The following is a 15,877-nucleotide window of genomic DNA, read 5'->3' as shown; positions in this document are numbered from 1 at the left end:
GATCGCAAGCATGCCGCCCGTGTTCGGAAAAGCGCTCCGTTCCGTGCACCTGCGGACGCTCAGCCGGGCGGTGCGGTCCCGGTCCCGGTCTGCGCCGCCTCGCCCCCGGTGCTGCCGGGGGCGAGGCCGCAGGTGCCCGACCGGGTCGCGCCGTCCTGTCCCGTCAGGTCCACGGCGGTCCGGCCGTCGACGTCCAGGCCGTAGGCGATCGTGCAGGTCAGCTGGCGCAGCGCGGTGTCGTCCAGGCCGTCCAGGGCGAGGGGCACGCGGGCCGTGGCCCTGCCGTCCTTCGCGGATCCGATCCGGACCGGAACGCCGGGCAGGGCGGCGGGAAGCCGGGTGTCCAGGCCGGCGGCGCGGTCGTCCTCCTGCGGGCCGGCGAGCAGCATCGTGACGATCTTCTCCGTCGCCAGCTGCGCCGACTGCCCGGCGGAGCTCTCGTTCGCCGCACCCGACCCGACGGGCACGGTCAGGATCCGCACCGTCCGTATCACGGGCCGCACCCGGCCGTCGGGGGAGCGGAAGAAGAGCAGCACGTCGGCGCCGCGGGTGAGGAAGGCCTGGACGGTGGCGGGACCGCCCGCCTCGATGACGTCGGTCTCCGGGATGCCGCAGCCGCCGAGCAGCGGAGCACCGAGCACGAGGGCCACCGCGACGGCCGCGGCACGCCGGCGCATCCGCGCAACCCTCATCCGCCGGCCTCCTCCGCGTGGAGCGGTATCTCGACGGTGAAGACGGCGCCGCCGCCCGGCAGGTTCCCCGCGTCGATCGTTCCGCCGTGCAGCCTCACGTTCTCCTGGGTGATCGCCAGTCCCAGGCCGCTGCCGGCCGAGCGGGTACGGGCCGCGTCGGCCTTGTAGAAGCGGTCGAAGATGTGCGGGAGGGATTCGGGGCGGATGCCGGGCCCGCTGTCCACGACCTCGGTGACCAGCACGGGCGGGCCCGGGGGACGCTCCTCGGTGCGCAGGCGCACCGTGACGGGCGCGCCGCCGTGCCGCAGGGCGTTGCCGACGAGGTTGGCGACCACCACGTCGAAGCGGCGGGGGTCGAGGCGGGCCCGGATGCCGCCGGGAAGTTCGACGCGGACCCGGCCGTCGGTCCAGTGCCGGTGCTGCAGCGTCTTGCCGATGGCCTCGGCGACGTCGACCTCGTCGGTGTTCAGCTCGGCCGCGCGGGCGTCGAAGCGGGAGATCTCCATCAGGTCCTCGACGAGCACGGCGAGCTTCCCGGTCTCCGCGCTGACCAGCCGGACGGCCCGCGCGGTGTCGGCGTCCAGGTCGTCGGCGTCCTCGTCGAGGACCTCGGTGACGGCGAGCATCCCGGCGAGCGGGGTGCGCAGTTCGTGCGAGACGTCGGAGGCGAACCGGCGGGCTCGCTCCTCGGCCTCGCGCAGTTCCCGTACCGATCGCTCGAGTTGGGCCGCTGACTCGTTGAACGTGCGTGCCAGGTCCGCCAGTTCGTCGCTGCCGCGCACCGGGATCCGGGTGTCGAGCCTGCCGCTGCCCATGCTGCGGGCCGCCCGGCTGAGTTCCCGTACCGGGCGCAGCACGCTGCGCGCGGCGAGCAGGGCGGGGATCAGCGCGACGACGAGGCCGGGCAGGGCGCCGTCCCGGGCGGCGGTGAGGAGTGCGTCGACGTTGAGCTGCTCGTCGGTCATCCGCATGACGGCGTACAGGACGAGACCGCTGGGCAGCACGCTCGACGCGCTCGCCTTGAAGACGGTGGGCATGGCGATGGTGAGATAGGGGACGCCCTCCTTGACGACCCGCTCGAAGCTGCCGTGCGGATCGGCCGTCGCGGCGCGCCGCAGTTCGGGCGTGATGACGGTGGAGACGGGGTTCTCGCCCGAGGAGGCGCGCAGCGAGCCGTACTCGGCGAACACCACCCAGGGGTGCGGCTTGCCCTTGCGGGCGATGTCACGCAGGACCTCCTCCAGGCCCTCCCTCTGCACCGGCAGGGAGAAGCCCGTCTGCTGGACCTGGTCGCGGAACGACGTGATCGCCGTGTCCTGGGCGGTCTCCAGCAGCGCGTTGCGGGCCTCACGGTAGGTCAGCGCGGCCGTCGTGCCGGCGCTGACGGCCGCGACCAGCAGGAAGGCGAGCAGCAGGCGCGTGCGCAGGCCGAACGCCCTGACCCGCGACCGCTCTTCGGCGGGCGGGCCGCCTCGTCCCGCGTCGTCGTCGCCGCGGCCCGGCCGGCCGCGCCGGAGGCCGGTGATCACAGCGGCCCGAAGCGGTACCCGAAGCCCCGCAGCGTCTGGACGTAGCGCGGGCTGCCGGGCTCGTCCTCGATCTTGCCGCGCAGCCGTGCCACGCACGCGTCGACCAGCCGGGCGTCGGCGTGGTAGCTGTGCTCCCAGACGTGCTCCAGCAGTTGCTGCCTGCTGAAGACCTGCTCGGGGGCGGCGCACAGGTGCAGCAGGAGTTTGAGCTCCGAGGGGGCGAGGGCGAGCGGCCGGCCGGCTTTGGCGACGGTCAGTCCGACCCGGTCGACGGTGAGCGCGCCGTACACCTCGATGGCGGGGCGGCCCGGGTTGCCGTCGTCCAGGCGGCGCAGCACGGCCCGGATCCGGGCCTCGATCACCTCGGTGCGGGCGGGCTTGACGATGTAGTCGTCGGCGCCGGCCTCCAGGCCGATGACCACGTCGAAGTCGTCGCCGCGCGCGGTGAGCATGATGATCGGCAGCTGGCTGCGCTCGCGGACCTGCCGGCAGACCTGCACGCCGTTCATTCCGGGCAGCATCAGGTCCAGCAGCAGCAGGTCGGGGCGGAACTCGGCGAGCGCGGCGAGGCCGGCCTCGCCGGTCGCGGCCGCCCGTACCTCGTGGCCGCGGCGGCGCAGACCGAGTTCGACCCCCTCGCGTACCGAGGGGTCGTCCTCGATGAGGAGCACGCGGGGCATCGGCGGTTCTCCCTCGGTGGTGATCGTCGTGGTCAGGTCCGGCCCGGTCGCCGGCGCAGTCCGCGCAGCAGCGTGTCGAGTTCGGCGAGCCGCAGCGGGCGGGCGAGCAGGGCGAAGGTGAGGACGACGACGACGGCGCCGGCAGTTGCGGCGGCCAGGGCGCCCGCCGACGCCGCGCCGAGGGCCGCCAGGTACCCGAGGGCGGTGGCGGGGACGGCGGCGAGCAGCAGCCGTCCGTGCGCGCCGACGGCGGACGAGCGCAGGGGGTGCGCGACGCCGAGCCGGCGGCTCAGCACCCGGCCGGTCACCGCCCAGCCCGCGCACAGCGCCAGCGAGTACGCCGCCGCCATGCCGGTCACCGCCCAGCGGGCCGGCAGCAGGTGTGCGGCGGCCGCGGACAGTGCCGCGTTGAGGGCGACGATCACGAGGTTGAGCAGGAACGGCGTACGGGTGTCGGAGAGCGCGTAGAAGGTGCGGGACAGGACGTACTGGCCCGACAGGGCGACGAGCCCCGGCGCGAAGGCCATCAGGATCCCCGCCATGGCGACGGTGTCGTCGGCGGTGGTCCTGCCGTACCCGAAGACGAGGGCCATCACCGGCCGGCCGAGCGCGAACAGCGCGCAGGCGGCGGGTACGACGGCCGACGCGCTGACGCGCAGGGCGTGGGAGACGTCGCGCCGCACGGCGGCGGTGTCCCCGTCGGCGGCGGCCGCGCTCATCCGGGGCATCAGCGCGGTCACCACCGAGACGGTGACGATGCCGTGCGGGACGACCCACAGGACGTAGGCGTTGTTGTACGCGCCGTATCCGGGGCCGCCGTCGAGGCCCGCGGTCGTGGCCAGCCGGGTGGTGACCCAGTACGCGGCCTGGTTGGCCAGCACCAGCAGCACCAGCCAGCCGGCCGAACGCAGCGGGCGGGTCAGTCCGCTGCCGCGCCAGTCGAATCGGGGCCGCCAGCGGAAGCGGGCCGCGCGCAGCGCGGGGACGAGGGCGAGTGCCTGGACGGCGATGCCGGCGGTCGTGCCCCAGCCGAGTACGGCGGTCTCGGTCGCGGTGAGCGTGTCACCGCCGCCGAGGGCCAGCGCCAGGTACGTGCCGAAGACGGCCATGACGACGACGTTGTTCAGGACCGGCGCCCACATCATCGCGCCGAACCGGCCCCGGGCGTTGAGGACTTGTCCGAGCAGGGTGAACAGTCCGAGGAAGAAGATCTGGGGCAGGCAGTAGCGGGCGAACGCGGTGGTCATGGCCGCCTGCGGGCCGGTGTAGTCGGTGTACACGTCGACGATCGCGGGAGCCGCCCACACCGCGGTCGCGGTGATCGCCAGCAGCGCGACGACGCAGACGGTGACCAGCCGGTCGGTGTACGCCGCGCCCCCGTCGTCGTGTTCCTTGGCGGCCTTGACCAGTTCGGGCACGAAGACGGCGTTCAGCGCGCCGCCGAGGAGCAGCATGTAGACGATGGTGGGCAGGGCGTTGCCGACGGCGTAACCGTCGGCGGTCGGTCCGATGGTGCCCACCGCCGCCGCGACCACGGCGGACCGGACGAAGCCGGTGGCCCGGGAGACGACGGACCCGGCGGCCATGACGGCGCTGCTGCGTCCCGCGGAGGTCGCCTTCGCCCCCTTCGTCTCCTTCGCCTTCATCGCCTTCATCGCCCCAGGCGTCTGCGTCGCCGTCGGCGTGGTCGGCGCCTTCGCGGTCCCCGCGTCGGCCGTGTCGCCGGGTATCGGCGCCGGGAGCGCTCCCGTCGGCGCCGTCCGCGTGGTCGGCGTGGTCGGCGCCGGTGTCGTCCGCTTCATCGGCGGTTCAGGTATGCCTGGAAGGCGCGGTGGAGCGCGTGGTTGGCGCTGCCGGTCATCGGTGTCTCCCATTCCCCCAGCGTCTCGACGACCTGCCCCCCGGTGCCGAGCTTCCAGCGCAGCAGTCCGTACGCACGTTCGTCAGGATCGAGAGTGGAGGGTACCCCGCGCATGTCGTAGACGTCGGCGCCGAGAGCGTGGGCGTCCAGCAGCATCCGCCACTGCAGGGCGTTGGAGGGCCGGACCTCGCGACGGTGGTCGGCGGAGGCGCCGGTCTGGTACCAGGCGCGCCGGCCGACCGTGATCAGCGTGTGGGCGGCCAGGACCTCTCCCCGGTGACGGGCGAGATACAGCCTCATGCGGCCCGGTTCCTCGGCGTTGAGCGCCGCGTACTGACGCTCGTAGTAGGCGAGCGAGCGGCCCAGCCGGAAGCCGTCTCGCCGCTCGGTGATGCCGAGCAGCCGGTGGAACTCGGGAAGATCGGCCGCGCTGCCGACCACCACCTCCACACCCTCCTTCCGGGCCCGGCGCACATTGCGCCGCCATTCCTGGTTGAGCCCGGACCACAGGTCCTGCGGGGTGCGTCCGGCGAGCTGCACCTGGAAGACGTGCCGGGGCTGGGCGTCGCCGTCCTCGCCGGTCCCCTCGCCACCGCAGCGGCGCCAGCCCCGGGCCCGCAGCCGCTCGGCGACGGCGGTGCCGAGCGGGTCGACCTCGCTGGCGAGGACGTCGCCGAGGCGTCGGCCCGGACCGGTGAGCGGCTTGAGCAGGGCGGCGTCCCAGCGCCGGTAGGCGGGCGACGGGCCGATGCGCACGGCGAACGCGCCCGCGCGGCGCAGGTGTTCGAGGAGCGGGCCGAGCCAGCTGTCGACGTCGGGGGCGTTCCAGTCGGCGACGGGGCCTTCGGGAAGGTACGCGAAGTACTTGCGGGTGCCGGGGAACTGCCGCATCAGCACGAGGGCGACGCCGGTCAGCGCGCCGGCCTCCGGATCCGGTCCCCAGCCGAGGAGTTGGGAACGCCAGCCCTCCTTGACGTCGGCCCAGGACGGGCACTGGAGGAAGCCCGCGCCGAGGGCGGCCCCGTCGGGGGTCGTGAGGAAGGCGCGGTAGGTCTCGGCGGTGATGGGGCGCAACGCCACACCCCGGTCCCGGGCTTGGCACACACGGCTGGGCGGCACGAGCAGCGCTGACACGGTCTGAGCCTCTCCTTCTCCCCGGACCTGTCGCGGGGACACAGCAGATGCTCACAGCGGCCCATGACCGCTCCGCACGGCGAATGTGACCGGACCATGACCATTCCTCACCAGTCGCCGTCACATTGCCCCATAGCCGCTGACCTCGGGTTTTCCGGCTCTACAGTCACGACATCACCGATTCACCGACTCCGTTCCCATCCTTTTTGGAGGTCCTGTTGCCCCGCATACGCGTACTCGCCCACGCCCGTGTCCGGGCCGCCGTCGTGGCCGCCCTGCTGGCTCCGCTCGCCGCCTGCTCGGCGAGCGCCGACCCGAGCGGCCCCGACGCCAAGGGATCGTCGGGCACCCCCGGCCGCCCGGTCGCGATCACCGTCACGCCGACGGGTACGAAGATCGCGGCGGGCCGGCCCGTGACGGTCACGGCCTCGGGCGGCCGGCTCACCTCGGTGACCGTCACCGACGCCGAGGGCCGCCGGCTCGCCGGCAAGGTCGCCGCCGACGGCCGCTCGTGGGTATCCGACCGCAAGGCCGTGCCCGGCGCGGCGTACACGGTGACGGCGGCGACCCGGACCGACGACGGCACCGCGGGGAGCACCGGGGCCGCCTTCACCACGGCTGCGGCGGACAAGGTCAACAAGGTCGACTGGCGGCCGGGCGCCGGCGCCACCGTCGGTGTCGCCCAGCCCGTCTCCCTGGTCTTCGACCGCCCGGTCAAGAACCGCGCCGAGGTCGAGAAGCAGCTGAAGATCACCACGTCGAACGGCACCAAGGGCTCCTGGGGATGGATACGCGACTGGTCGGGCGGCGACCGGGTGGACTGGCGGCCCGAGGCGTACTGGAAGCCCGGGACCAAGGTCACGCTGAACGCCGAGCTGAACGGCATCGACTCGGGACCGGACGGCGGCTGGTTCGTGCGTGACTACACGACCGGCTTCACCGTCGGCGCCCGGCAGATCGTCAAGGTCGACCTCGACAGCCATCAGCTCACCCTCGAGCGGAACGGCGAGACGGTGCGGCGCATACCGGTCTCGGGCGGAACGCCCGGCGGCGACAAGCGCTCCTGGCACGGCACCGCCGTGCTCATGGCCAAGGAGGGCACGATCAACATGAACTCCGAGACGGTGGGCCTGGGCAACGCCTACGACAAGATGGTCGACTACTCGATGCGGCTGACCTGGTCGGGCATGTACGCGCACGCCGCACCGTGGAACGCCCGTTACTTCGGCTCCGCCAACCACAGTTCCGGGTGCATAGGAATGAGCGACGCGAACGCGGCCTGGCTGTACGGGCAGGTGCGGCCGGGCGACCCGTTCGAGATCACCGGCAAGGAGACCAAGGGCGTGGTCGAGCCCGGCAACGGCTTCGGCACGTGGAACCTCTCGTGGGCCCAATGGCAGCAGAAGAGCGCGCTGCGCTGAGGAGCCGCGCTTGGCGCGTCTCCTCGGAACGGCCGTCCGCTCCGCCACTCGCCGTACCACGAATGGCGCCCGGCGGATGCCGCTGGGCGCATACCTCCGGGCGCGTACCGCGGGCGATGCCTCAGCCGGTGCCGGGGTCTCCGCTCGCGCGGCCGGCCCGCAGCGCCGTATGGACGAGCCCGCCCACCGCCGCGCCCACCGCGTACCAGAGCAGGTCCGGGGCGTTGAAGGTGGAGCCGAGCACCAGGCGGGCGAGGGCGCTGCGCCGGGAGAGGTCGGCCGGCACGGAGCCGAGCTGGAGGAACTCCACGGCCCAACTGACGGCCAGCGCGCTGCCGGCGGCCGTCAGGGGCGACACCCGCGGCGCGAGGGCGACGACGAGCGTGAGCAGCAGGACGGTGTACAGCGCGTCCCCGCCGTACTTGGCCACGTCGCCGGCCGCCACGGCCCGGAGCCCGAGCCCCGCGCCGACGGTCAGCACCGCGGCGCCGGCCGCAGCCAGCCTGGTCCGCAGCGGGTCGGCGGCGCCACCGCGGGTCTCGGAGATGCCGGTCACAGGGCCTCATACTGCCTGACGGCCGTACGGTCGTCAGGCCGCCGGCCTGCTGCCGTCGGCGAGCCTGCTGCCCCTGTTCGCCCGGGTCGCCGACCTGATCGGCCGCAAGCGGCTGTTCACCGTCCGGCGCAGCCCGCCGTATGGACGTCCCCGGCGCGGTCCTCGCCACGTTCGGCCTGTTCGGCCTGTTCTACGGCATCTCCACCGGCGGCGACGAGGGCTGGACGCAGCCCGCGGCGTTCGGCCCGATCGTCGGCGGCCTGCTGCTGCTGGTCGCGTTCCTGCTGGTCGAGCGGCGCCACCCGGAACCGCTGGTGCCGCTGTCCGTGCTGAACCGGCCGTCCGTGAAGTGGTCGGGGCTGTTCGGCGTCATCACCTTCGGGATGTGCGCCGGCACGACCGTGCTGCTGAGCCTGTACATGCAGGACGTGCTGGGCTTCAGCGCCCCCTCCGGGCCGGTCTGAGCTACCTCGGTGAGGGCGCTGCCGCCACGCTCGGCGGCATGTACGTGGCCCGGCTGCTCGGCCGGTTCGGCGGGGTGAAGGTGCTGGCCGCGGGCCTGCTCCTCCAGGGCGTCGGCACGGTGGCGATGTTCGCCCCGCCCCAGGACGTGAATTTGGCCGCCCTGCTCGTCACCTCCTCCGTCATGGGGCTCGGCCACGTCTTCGGCGTCGTCTCCTTCATCACCGTGATGACCACCGGCGTCACCGAGGAGGACCGGGGCGTCGTCGGCGGGCTGTCGCAGCTGCCGCGGTACGTGGCCGCGATCGGCGTCTCGGGTCTGAGCGCGATCGCCGCCGCCCGCACCGACGCCCTCTCGTCGGGCGCCGTCCCGTCCCGCGCCGACATCCTGGGCGGCCTGCACGCCGGCATGGTCACCGCCGGTGTCGTCGCCCTCGCCGGCGCCCTGCTCGTCGGCGTCGTACTGGGCAGGCGGACCACGGTCCGGGTGTGTTGACCCGCAGCGTTGTCGACGCGGCCGATGGCGTCGGCCGCGTACGCGGTGCGCCGTCCGCCGCTGCGCACCGCCGACCGGGCTACAGCGGTTTCACCGCGGAGGCGTGTTGCTGCGGCTCCGCCTGCCGGGGCAGCACCGGCTTCGGTTCCCAGGCCACCGTGGTCCGCAGATAGGCGTAGACGACGGAGACCGTCGCCAGGACGAGGAGCGGGCCGTAGAACCACGGATGCCCGGCCATCTCCAGCGGCAGGTAGCGGTACGACAGCAGCAGCGCGGCGAAGACCGTCGTGCCGTACGCGACCAGCCTGATGCCCGACTGCGACCAACCGCGGTCGTGCGCGCGCAGGGCTCCCTCGATCGTGAGCGTGAACACCACCCCGGCGAGGATGTCCGCGCCGTAGTGGAAGCCGAATCCCAGCGTCGCGGCGAGCGTGGCGGCCAGCCAGAACGCGCCGGCGTAACGCAGCGCCCGCGGGCCCTTGCGGGTGTGGATGAAGATCGCGGTGGCCCACGCCGTGTGCAGGCTGGGCATGCAGTTGCGCGGGGTCACCCCGTCGAACGGCATCGGGTGCGGGGGGCTGATCGGCGGGGGCGTCGTCGGCCACAGATCGGCCACCGCCCACTGCAGGCTGGGGTGCGACTGCTGCCAGAGGCTGACCGCGGCCCAGTGTTCGGTGCCGTCGCCGTAGGCGAAGATCGGCCCGACCACCGGGAAGATCATGTAGATGCCCGGGCCGAGGAGCCCGATCGCCAGGAACGTGCGCACCAGGTGATGGCGCGGAAAGCGGCGTTCGACCGCCACGTTCCGGAGTTGGTACAGCGCGACGAGGACCGCGGCCACCGGCAGCTGGCCGTAGACGAAGTCGAGGACGTTGAAGCCGATCGAGCCGGTGGCCGTGACGGCGCGGCCCACGAGCCACGACGGGTTGCCCAGCGCGTGGTCGGCGATCGCCACGTACTGGTCGAGCACCGTCGGGCGGGTCGTGGAGGTGATGAGCAGCCAGGTGTCCCCTGTCTTGCGGCCGGCCATCAGCAGCAGGGCCAGCCCGGCGCCCTTCAGCAGCAGGGCGCGGTCACGGCCGGTGCGGCGCGTGAGCGCGACGACCGCGCAGCCGAGGGTCACCCACAGGGCCCCGTTGCCGAAGGGATGGCCCTCCGTCACCTTGATGTCGGCCGCCCACCGGACCAGCAGGAAGCCGACGTCTATGGCGATCGCGGCGCCGACCGCGATGAACCGCTGCCGCCAGTCCACCACCACCAGCATCAACGCCATGCTGGCGTACAGCAGTCCACCCGATTTGGGCGGGAATATCACCTCGCGCGCCTGGCTGGTGATCGGCCCCGGCAGACCGTAGTGACGCGCGACGATCTCCAGCGTGACGAAGAGCCCGAGCGCCGCCACGCCGACCGCCGCCCACAGGACGGCCTGCGGCCCCTTTATTCGCGAGAACACCCGTGATGACATAGGTATCAATTGTCTGACCAGTGTGTGAGATGCGGGCTGAACAGGTACTTTTCGCGCCGCACGGTATGCCCTTCCGGTAGGGGACAAGGAGGGGCGTTCGTCGCGAGTTCGAACATGTTATCGGAGCGGTGCGCGGACTTCGCCGGAACGCGTTTCGGTACCGACGACCCCGCACCCGGCGACACCGGCGGCGAGTCGGACGTCGCCGTCCGCCGCTCCGGCCGCTCAGCCGCGCGAACGACGCTGCGGCTCGAACGGAGCAGGGCCGCACGGACACTGCCGGACACGCTTCCGACCGGCCGTGAAGCATGAACGGACAGGGCCGCACGGACACTGCCGGACACGCTTCCGACCGGCCGTGAAGCACTGTCCGACGGGCCCCGGCCAAGGCTTCGCGGGCGGCGACCGGAGCGGCGACGGCGAGGCCCACAACGTCACGGCCCGGGAGAGCAATATCTGTTTTTGCGAAATGAGAAATGGGCGCAGCGCCCGAGGAATATTTCTGGGGCCGCGAACGGCCCGAAGTTATTCGCCGCACAGGGTCGATCACGACGTGCTACTGTCGTTGTCAGTTGCAGGTGTGGTTGCCAGAAGGTTTTTCCGACGGCTGATCATCACGGCGACACGGAATCCGCACAGGGCGTATTCCTGACACCGTCTCCGAAGGAGAAACACAATGGCTACTGGCACCGTGAAGTGGTTCAACGCCGAAAAGGGCTTCGGCTTCATCGAGCAGGACGGCGGCGGCGCCGACGTCTTCGCCCACTACTCCAACATCTCTGCCCAGGGCTTCCGTGAGCTGCTCGAGGGCCAGAAGGTGTCGTTCGACATCGCGCAGGGCCAGAAGGGCCCGACGGCCGAGAACATCGTCATCGCCTGACACAGGCACAGACACGTTCTTCGCAGCTGGGGCCCGCACCTGAGGGTGCGGGCCCCGGCTCGTTTTGTTTTCCAGGGCGTTTCCGCCCTGTCATCACCGGCTCGTTCTCGCGATTTTCAGCGCCGTTCACTTTGCTGCGGAAATCCCTTGATACGTGCCCGCATCGAGGAGATCCCGTATGAATCGCGACCGCACGAACCGCGCTTACGGCCGCCCCGGAGGAAGCCGTGGCACCGGCCGTTCCGGTGTTTCGCGCCGCTCCCACGGCTACGGAAACCGGTCGGCCGCGTCGGCCGAGTTCGCATTGCCGAAGACGATGACGCCCGCACTGCCGGCCGTCGAGTCGTTCGCCGAACTCGCGCTGCCGCAGCCGTTGTTGGCCGCGCTGGGCCAGGAAGGCGTAAGCGTGCCGTTCCCGATCCAGGGCGCGACGCTGCCGAACTCGCTGGCCGGCCGGGACGTCCTGGGCCGTGGCCGCACCGGTTCCGGCAAGACCCTCGCCTTCGGCCTCGCCCTGCTCGCGCGCACCGCGGGACAGCGGGCCGAACCCCGCCGGCCGCTGGCCTTGGTCCTCGTCCCCACCCGGGAACTGGCCCAGCAGGTCACCGACGCCCTCACCCCCTACGCCCGCGCGCTGCGCCTGCGCATCGCCACCGTCGTCGGCGGCATGCCGATCGGCCGGCAGGCGCACGCCCTGCGCGGCGGCGCCGAGGTCGTCGTCGCCACGCCCGGGCGCCTCAAGGACCTCATCGACCGCGGTGACTGCGGGCTGGACCAGGTCGCCGTCACCGTCCTCGACGAGGCCGACCAGATGACCGACATGGGCTTCATGCCGCAGGTCACCGCCCTGCTCGACCAGGTGCGCCCCGACGGGCAGCGGATGCTGTTCTCGGCGACCCTGGACCGCAACGTCGACCTGCTGGTCCGCCGCTACCTGACCGACCCGGTAGTCCACTCGGTCGACCCGTCGGCCGGCGCCGTCACCACGATGGATCACCACGTGCTGCACGTCCACGACGCGGACAAGAACCGGGCGACGACCGAGATCGCGGCACGGGACGGCAAGGTGATCATGTTCCTGGACACCAAGCACGCGGTGGACCGGCTGACCGGCCATCTGCTCGGCAACGGCGTCCGCGCCGCCGCCCTGCACGGCGGCAAGTCCCAGTCGCAGCGCAACCGCACCCTGGCCCAGTTCAAGGACGGACACGTCACGGTGCTGGTCGCCACCAACGTCGCCGCCCGCGGCATCCACGTCGACAACCTCGACCTCGTCGTCAACGTCGACCCGCCCGGCGACCACAAGGACTACCTGCACCGCGGCGGCCGCACCGCCCGCGCCGGCGAGTCCGGCACCGTCGTCACCCTCGTCCTGCCGCACCAGCGCCGCGGTATGGCCCGCCTGATGGCCGACGCCGGCATCGACGCGCGCGTCACCCCGGTCCGGTCGGGCGAGGCGGAGCTGAGCCGCATCACCGGGGCACGGACCCCGTCCGGCGTCCCGGTCGTCATCACCGCGCCGGCCGTGGAGCGCCCCCGCCGTACGTCGTCGCCCTCCCGGGGGCGCCGGGACCGCGCCGGCCAGGGCAGGCCGGTAGTCGCGGCGGTGCGCCGCCGGACGCCGCGCAGGCCCGACCTCGACTCGGCCGCCTGAGACCTGTTCCGCGCCGGGGCCCAGGGAGAGCGCTGCCTCCCTGGGCCCCGGCGTACCCACGCCCGTACAGGACCCCGACCCCTCATCGCAGGAGGCACCTTTGACGCCGGCTCAGACGCAGTACCGCACCACCGCGCACCCCGCCCCCGCGACCTTGGCCATGACCGCGACCAGGGAGGACGTCGTCGACGCGCACGCGCCCCGGGTCTGTGACGACATGACGGTCGAGGTCGCCCTGGCCGTCATTGCGGGCGCCCGTGTCGGGTACCTGACCGTGTGCGACGGGGACGACCAGAGCACGGGCGTGGTCACCCTGGCCCGGCTCGCGGCCCTCCGCGGCAGTTCCGCCTACACGGACCGGATCCGTCTGCGGGACGTCCTGGACGGATCGCCGCGATCGCACGGGATCCGGTCGGGCGCCCGACCCGGGGATGCGGGCGAGCACGCCCGGACCCCGGGCGGACTCGCCCTCTCCCACTGATCCGCGCGTGGTCCTTCGTGACCGTCGGCCGCCGCCGCGTCCCTCGGGACGCGCGGACGGGCCGGCGACTCACCGGTCGAAGTAGCTGAAGTCGCCCACGGTCCACGCGCCGACGTCCTTGATCGCGACCCGGTACATGCCTCCCGCCTCGGGGATCCCCAGGTTGCCCTGCAGGATGCGGGCCAGATGGAAGTGCAGGTGCGTGGGCGCCTCACCGCCGGTCCTGCCCTCTCGCGGGTCACGGGCGAAGATCTCGGAGAACGGGCCGAGCCGGTCGGAGTCCTTCAGGACCTCCGCCACCCGTTCCCTCCACACGGCCTCCGGCGCCAGCCGGCCGGTGATGACGGCGCCGCCCACGACCACGGTCAGCGACATCTGATTGCTCGGCTCGGACTCCACCGCGGCGGAGATGGCGACGAGCAGCTCATCGGGGTTCGACATGAGAGCACATTTTATGCAGTCGCCGCTCCGTATACCGCCCCGCGGTCGTGAACACGTGGACCGGGCGACGCGGCCGGCACCGGCCGGGCTGCTGATCGGAGCGGGGCGGGCCGGGGCCGCCACCCGCCCCGCACGCCCACCCGGCCGCGGCTCTTGTCGCAGGTCGGCGGGGTTCCTCCGGAGCAGCGGGAGTGACGCCCAGCGACGGCGCGCCGCGCCTCCCGCGCCGGGCCGACCGGCGGTAACCGAAGGGTCGGCACAGCGGCAAGACCGACAGATGGTGTTGAATTTCCCTCGGGGCCCTGGTGCCGTACGGCGCCGGGGCCCCTCGACGCGTTGCACAGCGAGGTGACATGACAACGGACAACCCTCTCGGTGATCGTCTGGACGACGACGACTACCCCGCATACACGATGGGCCGGGCGGCCGAGATGATCGGAGCCACCCCGGGGTTCCTGCGAGCCCTCGGTGAGGCGCGGCTGATCACCCCGCTCCGCTCGGAGGGGGGACATCGCCGGTACTCCCGCTACCAGCTGCGGATCGCCGCCCGCGCCCGCGAACTCGTCGACCGGGGGACGCCGATCGAGGCCGCCTGCCGCATCGTCATCCTCGAGGACCAGCTCGAGGAGGCCCAGCGCATCAACGCCGAGTACCACCGGGCCGCGAACGGGACGCCCGGCGGCACCGACTGATCGCCCGGGCGCAGCCCTCGAGGGACACACGTCCCGGACGCCGCGACGCCCCCGCGCGGACCGCTCCGCGGGGGCGCCGCCCGGACGTCGACGGCGCCCGGTCCGGATGCGCGTCACGCCGGCGCCTCGACCCCCGGGTCCGTCGAGTCCACCGGGCCGTTCGGGACGGGTGAACCGGTCAGGACGCGTGCCCCGACCGCATCGGGCGCACCGGTCGGGGCGGACGGGCTCGCCGGGGCTCCCGGGTTCGCCTGCTCCCGCACGGCCTCCCGCACGACGGGCCGGCGCCGGGACGGCCCGAGCAGCGGGTGGGCGACGCCCCAGGCCGCGCCCTTGCAGACCAGTTCCTTGTAGGCGGCGGCGAGCCGTCCCGTCAGGGCCCCCCGCACGGCGCGGTCGTCGCCGGTGACGTACTGGATCAGGCCCTCCCCGCGCCCCAGCGAGATGCACTGGTTGAAGTAGCGCAGCGGCGTGTCCGGGAGTTTCCCGCCGGTCAGGCGGGCCGCGACGGCGTCGGCGGCCTGCCACGCCATGGGGACGCCCGAGGCGCACGACATCCGCAGCGGCTTGCCGCCGACGCCCTTCGCCATGGCCGCGTCGCCGACCGCGTACACGTCCGGGTGCGAGACCGAGCGCATGGTGGCGTCGACCACGATCCGGCCGGTGTCGGTGACCTCCAGGGCGGTGGCCCGCGCGATCGGGTGGACGGCGAAGCCGGTCGTCCACACCGTGACCGCGGCCGGGACCGACCCGCCGTCGGCGGTGGTGACACGGTCGGCCTCGACGCCGGTGACGGCGGCGTGCTCGTGCACGGTGACGCCGAGCCGGTCGCAGACCTTCCGCAGATGCCCGCGCCCCTTGGCCGAGAGCCAGTCGCCGAGACCGTCGCGGGCGACGAGGGCCACGTCGAGGTCCGGGCGGGCCTCGGCGATCTCGGTGACCGCCTCCACGCCGGTGAGACCGCCGCCGACCACGACCACGGGCTGCCCGGCGGTGAGCCCGGCCAGGCGCTCGCGCAGCCGGAGCGCCCCGGGGCGGCCGGCGATCTGGTGGGCGTGCTCGGCGACCCCGGGGACGCCCTGGTCGTTCCAGTCGCTGCCGAGGGCGTACACGAGGGTGTCGTAGGCCAGCTCCCCGGCGCCGTTCGCGTCGACGACGGTCACGGCCCTGCGGTCGACGTCGACGCCGGTGACCCTCGCGACCCTCAGCTCGACGCCGGTGCCCGCGAACATCTCGTCGAGCGGCCGGGGCGGAAGATCCTGGCCCACCGCGAGCTGGTGCATACGGACGCGCTCGACGAAGTCGGCCTCGGCGTTGACGAGGGTGACGGCGACGTCTTCCGGGCGCAGCCGCCTGGCGAGGCGGCCCGCGACGACGGCTCCGGCGTATCCGGCTCCGAGGACGATGATGCGGTGCTGCATATCCCTGCTCCT

At 73.0% G+C, this 15,877-nt stretch carries 16 protein-coding genes; 7 read left to right on the top strand and 9 right to left on the bottom strand.

Features of this window, described 5'->3' with window-relative positions; genetic code table 11:
- Positions 1–59 precede the first annotated feature (59 nt).
- The 5 genes from C6376_RS10390 to C6376_RS10370 form a co-directional block, all read right to left on the bottom strand.
- Positions 60–692, bottom strand: a complete 633-nt coding sequence (locus tag C6376_RS10390) for a hypothetical protein (RefSeq protein ID WP_107443162.1) — start codon at positions 690–692, stop codon at positions 60–62.
- Positions 689–2,119: a HAMP domain-containing sensor histidine kinase gene (locus C6376_RS10385; protein ID WP_254076359.1), complete on the bottom strand. Its 1,431-nt coding sequence runs from the start codon at positions 2,117–2,119 to the stop codon at positions 689–691. The genes C6376_RS10390 and C6376_RS10385 overlap by 4 nt, the downstream gene beginning before the upstream one ends.
- A gap of 98 nt (positions 2,120–2,217) precedes the next feature.
- Entirely contained in the window at positions 2,218–2,901 is a 684-nt protein-coding gene (locus C6376_RS10380; RefSeq protein WP_107443160.1) for a response regulator transcription factor, read from the bottom strand.
- 32 nt (positions 2,902–2,933) lie between these two features.
- Positions 2,934–4,547 carry a murein biosynthesis integral membrane protein MurJ gene (gene murJ / locus C6376_RS10375; protein ID WP_107448881.1) on the bottom strand — a complete coding sequence of 538 codons (1,614 nt, stop codon included), beginning with the start codon at positions 4,545–4,547 and terminating at the stop codon, positions 2,934–2,936.
- Positions 4,548–4,699: 152 nt separating this feature from the next.
- On the bottom strand, positions 4,700–5,896 hold the full coding sequence (locus C6376_RS10370) for a peptidoglycan bridge formation glycyltransferase FemA/FemB family protein (protein ID WP_107443159.1): 1,197 nt from the start codon (positions 5,894–5,896) through the stop codon (positions 4,700–4,702).
- Positions 5,897–6,114: 218 nt separating this feature from the next.
- Between C6376_RS10370 and C6376_RS10365 the strand changes: the two genes are divergently transcribed.
- Positions 6,115–7,317 (top strand): Ig-like domain-containing protein, encoded by a 1,203-nt coding sequence (locus C6376_RS10365; protein WP_107448880.1) that lies wholly within the window; start codon positions 6,115–6,117, stop codon positions 7,315–7,317.
- 121 nt (positions 7,318–7,438) lie between these two features.
- Here the strand turns inward: C6376_RS10365 and C6376_RS10360 are convergent, their stop codons facing one another.
- Positions 7,439–7,873 (bottom strand): DUF2809 domain-containing protein, encoded by a 435-nt coding sequence (locus C6376_RS10360; protein WP_254075896.1) that lies wholly within the window; start codon positions 7,871–7,873, stop codon positions 7,439–7,441.
- A gap of 140 nt (positions 7,874–8,013) precedes the next feature.
- Here C6376_RS10360 and C6376_RS10355 point away from each other — a divergent pair, with 140 nt between their 5' ends.
- Positions 8,014–8,337: a hypothetical protein gene (locus tag C6376_RS10355; RefSeq protein ID WP_107443158.1), complete on the top strand. Its 324-nt coding sequence runs from the start codon at positions 8,014–8,016 to the stop codon at positions 8,335–8,337.
- Positions 8,338–8,375: 38 nt separating this feature from the next.
- On the top strand, positions 8,376–8,831 hold the full coding sequence (locus C6376_RS10350; protein ID WP_107443157.1) for a hypothetical protein: 456 nt from the start codon (positions 8,376–8,378) through the stop codon (positions 8,829–8,831).
- Between the two features lie 79 nt (positions 8,832–8,910).
- Here the strand turns inward: C6376_RS10350 and C6376_RS10345 are convergent, their stop codons facing one another.
- Positions 8,911–10,296 (bottom strand): phosphatase PAP2 family protein, encoded by a 1,386-nt coding sequence (locus C6376_RS10345; RefSeq protein ID WP_107443156.1) that lies wholly within the window; start codon positions 10,294–10,296, stop codon positions 8,911–8,913.
- A 676-nt stretch (positions 10,297–10,972) separates the two neighbouring features.
- Between C6376_RS10345 and C6376_RS10335 the strand changes: the two genes are divergently transcribed.
- The 3 genes from C6376_RS10335 (at position 10,973) to C6376_RS10325 (ending at position 13,311) form a co-directional block, all read left to right on the top strand.
- Positions 10,973–11,176, top strand: a complete 204-nt coding sequence (locus tag C6376_RS10335) for a cold-shock protein (protein WP_057577987.1) — start codon at positions 10,973–10,975, stop codon at positions 11,174–11,176.
- Between the two features lie 178 nt (positions 11,177–11,354).
- Complete coding sequence (locus C6376_RS10330; protein WP_107443154.1) at positions 11,355–12,830, top strand: DEAD/DEAH box helicase; 1,476 nt, start codon at positions 11,355–11,357, stop codon at positions 12,828–12,830.
- A gap of 160 nt (positions 12,831–12,990) precedes the next feature.
- The gene (locus C6376_RS10325; RefSeq protein WP_107448878.1) at positions 12,991–13,311 is read left to right on the top strand and encodes a hypothetical protein; all 321 of its coding nucleotides are present in this window, start codon (positions 12,991–12,993) and stop codon (positions 13,309–13,311) included.
- A gap of 69 nt (positions 13,312–13,380) precedes the next feature.
- Here the strand turns inward: C6376_RS10325 and C6376_RS10320 are convergent, their stop codons facing one another.
- A complete protein-coding gene (locus C6376_RS10320; protein WP_107443153.1) occupies positions 13,381–13,752 on the bottom strand; it encodes a hypothetical protein in 372 nt (123 codons plus the stop codon).
- Between the two features lie 353 nt (positions 13,753–14,105).
- On the opposite strand from C6376_RS10320, the gene C6376_RS10315 reads away from it, so the two are divergent.
- A complete protein-coding gene (locus C6376_RS10315; protein ID WP_107443152.1) occupies positions 14,106–14,444 on the top strand; it encodes a MerR family transcriptional regulator in 339 nt (112 codons plus the stop codon).
- Between the two features lie 113 nt (positions 14,445–14,557).
- Here the strand turns inward: C6376_RS10315 and C6376_RS10310 are convergent, their stop codons facing one another.
- Positions 14,558–15,865 (bottom strand): NAD(P)/FAD-dependent oxidoreductase, encoded by a 1,308-nt coding sequence (locus C6376_RS10310; protein ID WP_107443151.1) that lies wholly within the window; start codon positions 15,863–15,865, stop codon positions 14,558–14,560.
- Between the last annotated feature and the right edge of the window lie 12 nt (positions 15,866–15,877).

Source organism: Streptomyces sp. P3 (assembly GCF_003032475.1).
In the GTDB taxonomy this organism is placed as follows: Bacteria; Actinomycetota; Actinomycetes; order Streptomycetales; family Streptomycetaceae; genus Streptomyces.
This window is presented reverse-complemented; position numbering and strand designations above follow the sequence as displayed.

Bases quoted from the DNA above. Each gene is read 5' to 3' on its own strand.
- C6376_RS10390 (WP_107443162.1), bottom strand. From the start codon at position 692: ATGAGGGTTGCGCGGATGCGCCGGCGTGCCGCGGCCGTCGCGGTGGCC.
- C6376_RS10380 (WP_107443160.1), bottom strand. From the start codon at position 2,901: ATGCCCCGCGTGCTCCTCATCGAGGACGACCCCTCGGTACGCGAGGGG.
- murJ (WP_107448881.1), bottom strand. From the start codon at position 4,547: ATGAAGGCGAAGGAGACGAAGGGGGCGAAGGCGACCTCCGCGGGACGC.
- C6376_RS10355 (WP_107443158.1), top strand. From the start codon at position 8,014: ATGGACGTCCCCGGCGCGGTCCTCGCCACGTTCGGCCTGTTCGGCCTG.
- C6376_RS10350 (WP_107443157.1), top strand. From the start codon at position 8,376: ATGTACGTGGCCCGGCTGCTCGGCCGGTTCGGCGGGGTGAAGGTGCTG.
- C6376_RS10345 (WP_107443156.1), bottom strand. From the start codon at position 10,296: ATGTCATCACGGGTGTTCTCGCGAATAAAGGGGCCGCAGGCCGTCCTG.
- C6376_RS10335 (WP_057577987.1), top strand. From the start codon at position 10,973: ATGGCTACTGGCACCGTGAAGTGGTTCAACGCCGAAAAGGGCTTCGGC.
- C6376_RS10330 (WP_107443154.1), top strand. From the start codon at position 11,355: ATGAATCGCGACCGCACGAACCGCGCTTACGGCCGCCCCGGAGGAAGC.
- C6376_RS10325 (WP_107448878.1), top strand. From the start codon at position 12,991: ATGACCGCGACCAGGGAGGACGTCGTCGACGCGCACGCGCCCCGGGTC.
- C6376_RS10320 (WP_107443153.1), bottom strand. From the start codon at position 13,752: ATGTCGAACCCCGATGAGCTGCTCGTCGCCATCTCCGCCGCGGTGGAG.
- C6376_RS10315 (WP_107443152.1), top strand. From the start codon at position 14,106: ATGACAACGGACAACCCTCTCGGTGATCGTCTGGACGACGACGACTAC.
- C6376_RS10310 (WP_107443151.1), bottom strand. From the start codon at position 15,865: ATGCAGCACCGCATCATCGTCCTCGGAGCCGGATACGCCGGAGCCGTC.